The sequence below is a fragment of the Aureimonas ureilytica genome, from assembly GCF_001475935.1.
Taxonomy (GTDB): Bacteria; Pseudomonadota; Alphaproteobacteria; order Rhizobiales; family Rhizobiaceae; genus Aureimonas; species Aureimonas ureilytica_A.
Window position 1 is genome coordinate 1 of record NZ_LDQA01000087.1, and the last position, 11885, is coordinate 11885.

11 protein-coding genes are annotated in these 11885 nt (G+C 65.5%); 6 read left to right on the top strand and 5 right to left on the bottom strand.

Translation table 11 applies throughout. The features are described from left to right. The 5 genes from NS365_RS24650 to NS365_RS25405 all read left to right on the top strand — a co-directional run. Positions 1 to 635, top strand: a 635-nt coding sequence (locus NS365_RS24650) for a TerD family protein (protein WP_430384005.1), incomplete at its 5' end; no start/stop codon positions are given. A gap of 47 nt (positions 636 to 682) precedes the next feature. After that, positions 683 to 1135 (top strand): tellurite resistance TerB family protein, encoded by a 453-nt coding sequence (locus NS365_RS22215; RefSeq protein WP_082640427.1) that lies wholly within the window; start codon positions 683 to 685, stop codon positions 1133 to 1135. A 48-nt stretch (positions 1136 to 1183) separates the two neighbouring features. After that, positions 1184 to 1762 carry a TerD family protein gene (locus NS365_RS22220; protein ID WP_058602481.1) on the top strand — a complete coding sequence of 193 codons (579 nt, stop codon included), beginning with the start codon at positions 1184 to 1186 and terminating at the stop codon, positions 1760 to 1762. Between the two features lie 79 nt (positions 1763 to 1841). Continuing rightward, positions 1842 to 2420 (top strand): TerD family protein, encoded by a 579-nt coding sequence (locus NS365_RS22225; protein WP_058602482.1) that lies wholly within the window; start codon positions 1842 to 1844, stop codon positions 2418 to 2420. A gap of 124 nt (positions 2421 to 2544) precedes the next feature. After that, complete coding sequence (locus NS365_RS25405; protein WP_430515438.1) at positions 2545 to 2922, top strand: transposase; 378 nt, start codon at positions 2545 to 2547, stop codon at positions 2920 to 2922. A 579-nt stretch (positions 2923 to 3501) separates the two neighbouring features. On the opposite strand, the gene NS365_RS22230 is transcribed toward NS365_RS25405, so the two are convergent. From NS365_RS22230 to NS365_RS22255, 5 genes are all read right to left on the bottom strand, one after another. Continuing rightward, entirely contained in the window at positions 3502 to 5133 is a 1632-nt protein-coding gene (locus tag NS365_RS22230) for a hypothetical protein (protein ID WP_058602483.1), read from the bottom strand. Between the two features lie 89 nt (positions 5134 to 5222). Further along, positions 5223 to 5588 (bottom strand): hypothetical protein, encoded by a 366-nt coding sequence (locus tag NS365_RS22235; RefSeq protein ID WP_153003907.1) that lies wholly within the window; start codon positions 5586 to 5588, stop codon positions 5223 to 5225. Positions 5589 to 6482: 894 nt separating this feature from the next. Beyond that, on the bottom strand, positions 6483 to 6869 hold the full coding sequence (locus NS365_RS22245) for a response regulator (RefSeq protein ID WP_058602486.1): 387 nt from the start codon (positions 6867 to 6869) through the stop codon (positions 6483 to 6485). Further along, on the bottom strand, positions 6866 to 9571 hold the full coding sequence (locus NS365_RS22250) for a PAS domain-containing sensor histidine kinase (protein ID WP_058602487.1): 2706 nt from the start codon (positions 9569 to 9571) through the stop codon (positions 6866 to 6868). Before NS365_RS22250 ends, NS365_RS22245 begins: the two co-directional genes overlap by 4 nt. Before the next feature lie 218 nt (positions 9572 to 9789). Continuing rightward, positions 9790 to 10119 (bottom strand): hypothetical protein, encoded by a 330-nt coding sequence (locus NS365_RS22255; RefSeq protein WP_153003908.1) that lies wholly within the window; start codon positions 10117 to 10119, stop codon positions 9790 to 9792. Positions 10120 to 10522: 403 nt separating this feature from the next. On the opposite strand from NS365_RS22255, the gene NS365_RS22260 reads away from it, so the two are divergent. Beyond that, complete coding sequence (locus NS365_RS22260) at positions 10523 to 11740, top strand: methyl-accepting chemotaxis protein (RefSeq protein WP_058602489.1); 1218 nt, start codon at positions 10523 to 10525, stop codon at positions 11738 to 11740. The last annotated feature ends 145 nt before the right edge of the window (positions 11741 to 11885 follow it).

Consider the following 11885-nt stretch of genomic DNA (forward strand, 5'->3'; position numbering starts at 1 on the left):
CTGCTCCACCTCCCCCTCCGCCCATCAGCCTCTCCAAGGTCTCGCTCAGCAAGGCGCGCCCGACGATCGATCTCAAGAAGGGCTCGGGGTCGTTCGGCACGATTGCGGTCAATTTGAACTGGAACCGGGGCGCGGCGCCCAAGCGGGGCCTGTTCGGCGCCTCCGCCCGCGCCAATGGCGCGATCGATCTCGATCTCGCCTGCCTCTACGAACTGGCCGACGGCAGCAAGGGCGCGGTTCAGGCGTTGGGAAAGCGGTTCGGCAGCCTCGACCAGCCGCCTTTCATCAAGCTGGCCGGCGATGATCGCTCAGGCGACGCGGCCGAGGGCGAATGGCTGCATGTGGCCGGCGCGCAATGGTCTCGTATTCGCCGGGTTCTCGTCTACGCCTTTATCTATGACGGCGTCCCCAATTGGGCCGCGACCGACGGCGTCGTAACGATCGGCGTGGCCAACCAGCCACCGGTCGAGGTGCGGCTGGACGAGGGCAGCGGCCTCGGCCTCTGCGCGATCGGCCTTCTGGAGAATGTCGGCGGGGACATCCGCGTCAGCCGCGAGGTTCGATATTTCGAAGGAGCGTCGGAGATGGACCGGGCCTATGGCTGGGGGATGCGCTGGACAGCCGGCTCCAAATAGAACACCACTCGCTCTGCGAGTGAACGACGAGACCCAAGGGGAAACAGATGGCATTGGGATGGCTGCGCGAACGCGGCGAAGAGCTTCGCAAACAGGCCGGCGACACGCTGAAGCGCTTTCAGAACCAGAAGATGCTCGACGCGCTGACGGGCGGCTGCGCCTGGCTGGCCTCGGCGGACGGCACGATCTCCGGTGAGGAGAAGCGCAAGATGCTGAACTTCATGCGCGTTTCGCCTGAGATGAACGTGTTCGAGACCAAGGCGGTGCTCACCTCGTTCTCCTCGATCGCCGATACGTTCGAGGTCGATTACGAGTTCGGCCGCATCGAGGCCGTGCGGCGCATCGCGCTGATCAAGGACGACGCGGCGGCGGCCAACGTGCTCGTTCGTCTCGTCTGCATCATCGGCGGTTCGGACGGCACGTTCGACGCGGACGAAAAAAAGGTGGTGCGCGAAATCTGCCACCTTCTGGACCTCGACCCCGCGCAGTTCGACGTCTGACTGCGGGGCAGGCCCCCGCGGAACAACGAAATCCAAAAAGGAGGAAGCATGTCGATCAGTCTCGGCAAGGGCGGCAATATCTCGCTGTCCAAGGAAGTGCCGTCTCTCGTGAAGATCGCGGTCGGGCTCGGTTGGGACCCCAAGCGCACCGACGGGCGCGACTTCGATCTCGACTCCTCGGCCTTCGTGCTCAATGCTGACGGACGCGCTTTGTCGGAGAGCCATTTCGTCTTCTACAACAACCTTAAGTCGCCCGACGGGGCCGTTATCCACACCGGCGACAACAAGACCGGCCAAGGGGATGGCGACGACGAGGTTCTGACGGTCGATCTAAAGGCCCTGCCCAGCGAGGCCGCGCGCATCGCCTTCACTGTGACGATCCATGAGGCGCAGGCGCGTTCGCAGAATTTCGGCCAAGTCGGCGGCTCCTTCATCCGCATCGTGGATGCCGCGACCGGCCGCGAGATCACGCGCTACGATCTAAACGAGGACTACTCGACGCAGACCGCGATGATCTTCGGCGAGGTCTACCGCCACAATGGCGAATGGAAATTCCGCGCCGTCGGCGAAGGCTATGCCGGCGGCCTGAAGGCGATGGCGGCCCAATATGGGCTCAATGCGAACTGATCGCGGCTGACGCTCCTCGGCCTCCGACTGCGCCGGTGCTCCTCCCGAGGGCCCGGCCTCCAGCAACAAGGAATTTCGCATGGCAGTTTCACTCAGCAAGGGTGGCAACGTCTCCCTATCGAAGGAGGCCCCGGGCCTGACGGCCGTCACGGTCGGCCTCGGCTGGAAGCCCAAGGTCACGGACGGTGCGGCCTTCGACCTTGACGCCTCGGTCTTCATCCTCGGAGACAATGGCAAGGCGCTGTCCGACTCCCATTTCGTCTTCTACAACAATGCCAAGTCGCCCGATGGCGCGGTGGTCCATTCCGGCGACAACCGCACGGGGGAAGGTGACGGCGACGACGAGCGCGTCCAGATCGATCTCGCCAAGCTGGACCCGGCCGCCGTCAAGGTCGCCTTCGTCGTGACCATTCACGACGCCGAAACGCGCAAGCAGAATTTCGGCCAGGTCGGCGACGCCTATATTCGCGTCTTGAATGCGGCCGACGGCAAGGAACTGGCGATCTACGATTTGGACGAGGACGCCTCGACCGAAACGGCGATGATCTTCGGCGAGCTTTACCGCAACGGTCCGGACTGGAAGTTCAAGGCCGTGGGCCAAGGCTATGTCGGTGGCCTCGCCAAGGCCGCGACCGAATACGGGATCAATGTCGGCTGAAACGGCTGGCGCGGGCCGCCGCCCGCGCCGTTCCTTCCCGGTCCAAGGCCGATCGGTCGCTCGCGGACAACGGACCTTGGCGAGGGGGCTCAGCCATCCTGTGTCTCGCCTCGAGCGGCTGCGCATGGTCGCCGCTGTCCCGCGAGTTTGCGCCCGATACGGCGGTCCAGCGCTCTTTTCGCCTCTGGCGGAACCCTGGCCGGCTGCGCAGGATCAGCGGCCATTTCACCAGCGCAGCACGGGAACTGGAAGGCCGAGCGGCGTTCCCGCCGGCAATCGTCATCGGCAGCCAGAGCGTCGAGATCACCGAACGCAGTGGGAAATCGGGGGCTTCGATGCCGGGAAGAGGATCGAGCGTCGCAAGCGCCACATCGTCACCGATACGCTCGGTCTGACGGTCGGGCTTGTCGTGTACGGTTCCGACGTCCAGGATTGCCCTGTCCTCGTCTCGATCCGCGATCGCTCTCCTAAGCTATGCCATATCGACGCCGATGGCGCATAGGCCAGCGACGCGTTGAAGGGGCGGCTGCGCAAGATAGATCGGCGGACGATCCGGATGATCAAGCGCTCCGATCGAGCCATGGGCTACGAGGTTCTGCCGCGTAGATGGGCTGTGGAGCGAAGCTTGACCTGGCCGCTGCGGCAGGCTGGCCAGGGACTTCCCGAAGACCATCGCAAGCGCCGAGGCCTGGATCCTCGTCGCCAACCTTCGCCCCCCACCCGGAGGCTTGCAAGATATTGCCAGGCTTCATGGGGTTTCGAGGTGGGGTCTGAGAAACCACGACCGAAGCGCGTCGGATCGCTGTCCATCGTCTTCAGTTGACGCAGATCGGCGTTACGCAGCCGCGGCCTATCCCGCGCGGAAGACGTCGCCGATAGCCGCCGGAAAGGCCGGACGATCCCAAGCGATCCCCAAGCATCAGGATCGGTAGAAGAAGGGCCGGGCCGGATCGGCAGTGCTTTTCATCCGCACTGTCGTTGCCGACGCCGACCCCGCTTTCACTGCATTTGACGCCTCGACGCGAACCGAACATCTCTCGCCCGCGCTGCGCCGGAAACCGCCGAAGCGGTCTCTCATCGTTTACTGCGCGCCGTCGCTCGACGGAGCGCCGTCGCTTGCGCCCTCGTTCGGCTCGGCCTCGGGATCAGCCTCGTCCGCTTCGGGATCGACCACCGGATCGGGCCCCTTCACCACCGCGCCGTTGACGGAGACCGAACCGTCGGCGGAAGCGTCCACCACCCACTCCCAGTCCCCATCCGGGGTCTTGCGGCCCAGCCCCTGCGCCATCTGAATCATGCCGACGACCTGATGCAGATCGGGCTCCTGCTCGGCGGCGCGTTGCAAGCTGCTGATCGTGTTCTCGAGACCTTCCGCGCGCACGTTCAGCGTGGCGGCCGGGTTCATGTCCACGAAATTCATCTCGCCCGACAGATGCAGGTTGAAATCGGTGGCGCTCAACGTGCTCGGCTTCAGAGCGATCTTGATGCGCGCTGGGTCGAACGACTGGATGATCCGGGCCTTCACGTCCTCCGACAGGGGCTCGTCGGCGGCGAAGTCGGCATTTCGAATGGCGAGGTCGGCTGGCGTCTTCAGATCGACGCCGGAGACGGACAGGCCGAGCGCGGCCTCCTTGGGCACGAAGCGGGCGGCCCAGGGCGGCAGGAACGGGCCGTCGATTGACAGGCCTTTGAGGGCAAAGTCCGTGTCGAGCCCGGCATTCTCGGCAATGCCCGTCATATGCGTCACCTGCCGCGCCTCGCCGACCCGCAGGGCTCCGAACGAGGACTGGAATCCGGCGTCGCGTGTGCTTACGGTGACATCGAGCGAGGACCAGAACGGCATGAGCTTCAGCAGCGCCGCGCGCAGTTCCTTCCCGAATGGACCTGCGAGCGTCGCCTTTTGATCTACCGCGAAGGCCGGCATGTTTCGGAGCACGAGGACGTAGAGATCGCGCGCCTCGACATTGCGCCCGTCCTTGACCGAGGCGATGGCTTCCAATTCGCTGGCCTTGACGCCGATGTTGATCAGGAGCGAGTTGGCCGTAGCCTCTGCCTCGGCATGCTCGCTCCCGTCTTCACCCTCCGCCGGCGGGGGCGCCTTAAAGCCAACCGTCTGAGCATAGTCGGTGAACGTCTGTCGGAAATCGATATCGACCCCGCCCGCCTGCCCCGGCCGCGCGCTCGTCGTCAGCTTGGTGTTCGCGACCGTCGTGCTGGAGTCGCTCAGCGCTTCGTTCTGGAGGCTGACGGTGTCGCGCGCAAAACCCTCGGCCGTGCGATAGGCGAAGAGGCTCGGCGCAAAGACGCCCTTGAACTTCTGCTCGCCCTGCGAGTAGGCGAAGCTCTGAAGCGTGTCGGCGATGGTGGTGTCGAACTTCCAAGCGATCGGGTCGCCGGTGAAGACGTTCCAGTCGCCGTCCGCGCGCGGGCTGACGAGGAGGGAGATGGGCGCGACCTTCACATCGATGCCCAGATCGGCCTTGAGGAAGGGCGCAGCGTCCAGAGTCACGCGCTGGCCCATCGGATCGGGCTCGACGCGCAGGATACCTTTCTCGAAGGGAACGTCCGTGACATAGGCGGCCAGCGCCGCGCGAAGCGCCGCCGCCTCCTGCGCGGTGCCGGCGGGTGCCGGCTCGGGGACAAGGTCCTCGGCATAGGCGGGCAGGGCGAGGCCGGCGACCAGGGCAGTCGTCGTGAGAAGACGGCGAACCATCGGAAATCCTATGTCTCTGAGAAGGCTGCGGGTTGGAAAGCTTGGGGTCTTGACCGGGATGGGCGGCTGTGCGGCAGGCGGCGAAACCATCATTGGGCCGGCCGATGGACGATCATCTTGCCGAGCGACACGTGAAGCATGGGCACACCGTCGACCTCAGCTACATCGACCTCGTTGGCCTTCACCATGCCTTGGATCGACTGGTCCTCGCCTTGCAAATACGCGGGGCCTTCGCGCTCACGCAGATCGCCTTCCGGCGTGTGTCGGGTTTGCCCGAAGCCCCCGTCCATGCTGGCCCTGAGGGGGCGATCGCTGTCGTCCGGCAGCGTCGCATGCTGGCTGCGATAGGCAACGAGGCGAAGATCGGTCCGCCCCTCCAAATAGAACGGATCGCGGTCCTGAGCGAAGACCTGCGCGATCGGCACGAGAATGAACAACGCCAACAAAACCCGCAAACGCATGTCCTTGTGTTTTCACATGTGCTCCACGATCCAGCCAATCGCCTGCCCGGCTCGCCGGGGCGCAAGCCGTCAGGGTCTAGGGAACCGATGCCGCCCATGCAGGAAGACATGGACGCTCCCTCGCGGATCGCGGAGCGGGAGATGTCGCGAACAGGACATCTGTATCGCCAACCCGGCTTTGGCGCGTCAAGTCGCCCGACTGGAATAATTTCGTTTAACGGGGCTCGGTTCGAGAAACGCTTCCATGACCTCGCCGGGTTTGCGCCTTATCGAAGCAGTCAAATCGAAGTTTTCCCGGTGAGATATCGCGCCGAAATCGAATGTCATCTTATCGTATTGCCTTGCCCAACCTCCACAAGGCCTTGCCGCTGCTTGGATTTTGCAAAGCGTCACCCAGCGACACCAGCATCCTTGCTGAAACTCGCTCGATATTGTCGGGCGATAAACGATCTCGTGCTCGGGGCTTCATCCTTTCCTAACCGCGTTGCGCTTAAAACGGACGGTTGGTAGCCGAGGGTTACTTCAGGACTGTTTGCCCCTTCCTTCACGACATGCATTGTGCCCCCTCCGGCGAGGCGAACCCGATCTGATTCTCGGGGGTGACTTGGATCGTTCGACATGCGGTCGGAACGCGGGTCCTCTTCGTCCGCCTTTGGATGATCGACACGACCTTTCCGGACGGGAGAAGACTTTCGATGCGTTCCGCCTCCGCGTTTCTCCGCGCCGTGGCTTCCATGATGGCGGCAGCGTCCACAGCCAGATGAGCCATCGGTTCGGCATTCTTGATTCCTGCCTCGTCGAGGGCTTCCCGTATCAGGCGGCAGCAAAGACCCGCGGGACGTTCGCGGCAGCGCAGGAGCTCGCATCGCCCTCCCAAACGGACCTGTCTTATCCGAACAAGACGCGGGCGATGTCGACGCTCTCCACCGGCTTCTGGCAGAAAGGAAGGGTCCGGTAGGCAGGTGGGACGATCGCGTGGTCGTAGCCCGTCGACAGGACGCAGCATACACCGCGCTGGCGCAGAGCGTCGATCAAGGGAAAGACCAGCTCGCCGAAAAGGTTGATATCCAGGATAGCCCCGTCGAGAGGCCCTTCCCTGGCGACGATGCTCCACGCGGCGGCGAGCGTGGGTACGGGGCCGAGCACGGTGGCGCCCGAACTCTCGAAATAACGGGCCATATCGTCGGCCACGAGGAACTCGTCCTCCACGATCAGGACCGTCTTGCCCGCCATGTCGATGAATGGCGCGGGCTTGCCTTGCGACAGCTGGCTCATCGTCTGTCCCTTCCATTGCCGGCGTGAAGCGGCAGGTCGATCGTGCAGCGCACGCCGTCCGGTCGAAGCTCGTAGGTCGTGATGGCACCCAGCTGGTAGGGCAGCGCCTTCTCGATCAGCGTGCGCCCATAGCCGCTGCCCTGCGCCTCAGCGCCGTCCTCCGGCATATCCGCCACGCCTGTTTCGCTCCATTCGACCTGGAGACGATCCGGCGCGGCCTGGCTGCGATGAACGCGCCAGGTCACATTGAGCCGGCCCGCTCCACCCGACAGCGCGCCGTATTTGACGGCGTTGGTGGTCAATTCATGGATGGCGAGGGCGAAGGTCTGCACGCTTGCGGAGCGCAGGCAAACGCCCTCGGGTCCATCCAGCAGGATATGGTCGGACAGGCCGTCTTCGGCGAATCCGCGCGCCTCGAGTTCCGTGCGAAGCAGGATGTCGAACGTCACCCGCTCGCCGCTGTCGAGCCGGGACAGGAGACTGTTGATGCGGGCCAGCGCCGCCAGCCGAGAACGGAACCGGGCGAGAAAATCCGGCAGGCCGTTCGAGCCGTCGGCCGTGCGGTCCGCGACCGCGCGGACCACGCCGATGAGGTTGCGCGTCCGGTGCTGGAGTTCGGCCATGAGAACCTGTTGGCGCTCCCGAAGCTGGCGCATGTCGTCGATCTCGGTGGAGGTGCCGAGCCATTCCACGATCTGCCCGGCTTCGTCCCGCACCGGAAGAGCGCGCGTCTGAAACCAGCGATACCGCCCCTCTCCGGCATGGAAGAGACGCGTTTCCATGTCGAGATGCGAGGAGCCATCGGCCCGCTCCCAGCCGGCCAGGGCTCGGCTGCGATCCTCGGGATGCAGCGCGTCCAGCCAGCCGTAACCTTGGCTTTGTGCAAGGGTCTGGCCCGTGACGTCGCACCATTGCGGGCTCGCCCATGTCCACTGGCCGGAATCGCGGGACCGCCAGACGAGCTGGGGGATACCCTCGATCACCGTCCAGAGCCGCCGTTGGTTCTGGCGAAGCTGCTCCGCCATTTCCCGGTGCTCGGTCACGTCCTGGCTGATGCCGCCGACATGGGTGATCTCGCCGGCGGGGCTGCGGATCGCAAAGCCCCTGTCCTGAATCCAGCGGATGCGCCCGTCGTCGAAGCGCCGGATGCGATAGACGATCTGGATATGGTCGCCGGCGAGAGCGCCCGGCAGCGCGGCGAGAGCCCGCTTCCGATCCTCGGGATGGATCGATGCGACCCAGCGCGAGAGATCGTCGAGAACGATCTCGCGGCGCTCGCCCCAGATGCGTTCAAAGGCCGGGCTGAGATAGACGAGCCGGCGCGTTCGCGCGTCGACGATCCAGAGCGCGTCGGTCGAGTTTTCGGCAAAGGAGCGGAAGCGCTCCTCGCTGCCTTGCAGCCGGGTCGCCGCCGCCTCCTCCTTCAGGCGCAGCAACTCGGCCTGCGCCGTCTTCCAGTCGCTGATCTCCTTCGTCGTCGTGGCGACGCCGTCGCCCAGCTTCACGACCGACTGGTAGAACCATCCGTCGAACTGCTCGTGGACATAATGGCGCTCGGCCTGCTCGGGGCGGCCCGTTTGCGTCACGCGTTTGAAGGCGTCGAAAATTCCTTCGACCACGACGCCGGGATTGCGCGTCAGCAGGCTTTCGCCGCGCACTTCCCCGTAGCGGCTCTCGGACGTATGATTGTTGAGCACCCAGCGAAAATCGACGATCTCGCCCGCCTCGTCACGCATCGCCTCGAAGACCTGGATCATGTCGGTCGAGGCATCCAGAGTGCCCTGAAGGAGATTGCGACCGGCCTTCAATTCGGCTGTCGCCTCCTGGATGCGCTGTTCCAGGTCTGCGCGGTGCCGCTCCTCGCCCGCTCGCAGGACCGCATCGGCTCGCTTGCGTGCGTCGATGTCGATGTTCATGCCAGCCCATTTCGCGATGCGCCCTTTCGCGTCGAGCACGGGGGCCGCGCGGACATTGGTCCAGCGCCAGCCGCCATCGGGGGACCGCAGGCGAAATTCGGCATCCACCAGCCCCCGCGCATCCATCGCCGCCCGCCATTGTCGCTCGGCATAGGCGCGGTCGTCGGGATGGATCGCGTCGAGCCAACCATAGCCGAGCCATTCGTCGAGGCTCTGGCCCGTATGGGCGCGCCAGCTCGGACTGTCGGCCACGACCACACCCGCGGCGTCGGTTTCCCAGACCGCCTGCGCCCAGCTCCCGATCAAGAGGCGGTGCCGTGCTTCGCTCTCGCGCAGGGCGGTCTGCACGTGAAACCGATCCGTCGTCTCGATCAGCGTTTGAAGCGCGCCGACGATCCGGCCGGATTCGTCCGGAACCGGCGACCAGTCGGTGTCGAACAGGCGCTCTTCAACCTGCCCGTCCGATTCTTCGAGTCGAACGGGAAAGTCGGTGAGCCGCGTCGCCTGCCCGGCCTGGGTGATCTTCAGCAAGGGGGCCAACGCCGTGTCGTAGACGTCCGACCAGCCCTCCCTCGCCGGGCGCCCCAGCAGGGCGGGATGCCGGGTTCGAACAATGGTGACATAGGCGTCGTTGTAGATCTGGACATGCTCGGGGCCCCAGAGGAGCGTCGCGGGGCGAGGCATGGCGAGCACCATGTCGAGCGCCGTCCGAAGGCTCTGCGGCCAGGTCTCGATCGCTCCGAGCGGCGTCTGCGCCCAGTCGTGAGCCCGCACGCGCCGGGCCATCTCGCTTTCCCCGGCGGGCCAAATCCCCTGAGCCGATGACGTGTCCACGGCGCCTCTCTCGCTGCCCCATCGCGGGCCACACAAGCTTAGGCACACGCGTCCGCTCCTAGGCAATGGCCGGCTGCTTAGCCGAGACCATCACACGAGCGGCCGGGCACGCCAAGCGCTTCGATAGAGGCCGGTGTTCGCCCGGCAGCGCCGCTGAAAAGCGGCTCGCGTCACCGCGCAACAGCCCGCCGCCCGAGGGAGGGCGTCGCGGCGGGCTGGCGATGGACGCGCTCGCCGGGACCAAGCACGCCACCACCACCGCGCTTGACGGCGTAGGACCGCGCGTCCGCCTGATGCATCAGATCGTCGAGGCTCACCTGCGACAGCAGTCCGGTCGCATAGCCGAGGCTAAGCCCGACCGTGACCGGCCGGACGACCCCGATGTCGCAGGGGCGCGTCAGCTGGCGATGGATGCGCTCGGCCATACGCCGCACCACCACCTCGTTGCCACACCGCCGACAGGGGCTGAATGCCCCGGACACGATCGTCTGAGGTTGCATGGGCCAGGGTCTTTCGCAGCGCGGTGTCTGAGGAGCGACTCAATGCTCCCGGCCGTGCTCCACATGGGACCCGTATTCCCGGTGCTTAGCCGGGCACTATCAAAGGCGACTTAATCGCGCTGGAACAACACGACGCAAATGCACACGCGCAGGACGTGCCCGGCGGGAAAGCGCGTCACTTGCGGTTTCAAGCCCGGGCTTGGTGCCAAGATCGGCGCCGCGCGAAGGGCCACGATCTCTCCCGAGGCAAGGCGAGACATGCCTAGCATATGCGAGCTGCCTTTCATGAGGTGCAAACCAAGCGATCGGGTTTCGTTCGCAGTCCGTGCAAGAATCGAGCATGGAACTTTTCGCGATAGCTTTTATCGAACGCCCAAAGCGTCCCTCCCGGAACAATCCGTCCATGCGTCTCACCATCAAAGCTCGTCTCGCTCTCAGTTTCGGCCTGATCCTCGTTTCAACCTGTGGTATTGATGTGCTGAGCGTCGGAACCCTGTCCGGCGCGCCGGCGGAGGGCAGTGGCGCCATGCAGCTCTGGCTGGTCGCGGGTATCGCCCTGGTGACGCTTCTAGGCGCGGCGCTGGCAAGCTGGATCATTCTGTCGCTCACGAGCGGCCTGCGCCAGCTCACCGAAAACATGGACCGGATCGCCAGCGGCGACCTGTCCCACCGCATCGTCCATGGGCGGCGCGACGAGCTGGGCGATATCCTGACGCGCCTGTGCCAGACGCGGCTTCGTCTGGCGGGAACGGTCCATGCCGTGCAGGGCGCGGCGATGCAGGTGGCGTCCGGCTCGCAGCAATCCTGCGCAACGGCGCAGAAGCTGTCCTCCGGTTCGACCGAACAGGCGGCCGCCAGCGAGCAGGCCTCGGCCGCGATCGAAGAGATGAGCGCCAATGTGCGCCAGACCGCCGGAAACGCCTCGACCACCGAGATGATCGCGGCGCGGGCCGCCGAACATGCCGGCACCACGGGCGAGGCGGTGGCGCAGTCCACCAAGGCCATGCGCGAGATCGCCGGGAAGATCGCTCTCGTGCAGGAGATCGCCCGTCAGACCGACCTTCTCGCCCTGAACGCGGCCATCGAGGCGGCCCGGGCCGGGCAGCATGGCAAGGGTTTTGCGGTGGTCGCCTCGGAGGTCAGGAAGCTGGCCGAGCGCTCTCAGGTGACGGCATCCGAAATCGGAGCGCTGTCGTCGCGCACGCTGGTGGTCGCGGAAGATGCGGGCGCGCGCCTGGACAAGCTGGTGCCTGACATCCGGCGCACGGCGGAACTCGTGTCGGAAATCTCGGCGGCCTGCCGCGAGCAGTCGGTCGGCATCGACCAGATCAACCAGGCGATCGGCCAGCTGGATCAGGTGACGCAGGCCAATGCCGGCGCGGCCGGCGAGATGGCGGCCACCGCCGAGCAATTGTCGTCGGAAGCGGCGCGGCTGGAAGACCGCATGGCGATCTTCCATGTCAACGAAGGCGAGGCGCGCGTGATCCTGGCGGGCGTCGAAGCCGGCCAGAGCGGGAGCCAGCTCCAGGCCCTGGCCGAAAGATACGTGGCGGAGCAGCAGGCCGCCGACGCCTCCCGCCAGCCCGCTCCCGCGTCCCAGAGATGGCGCGCGGCGGCCTGAAGCCGGTCGAGCCGGCGACGTTTCCGACAAGTCGCGGGACGTGGCGCCATATAGGACGGCCTCCCCCGTCAGCATCACCAGCAGGTGCTTCGCGCCCTCAGTCCGCTTGAGGCCGAGGGCGGGACGTTCCATCTGTCAGCGAAAG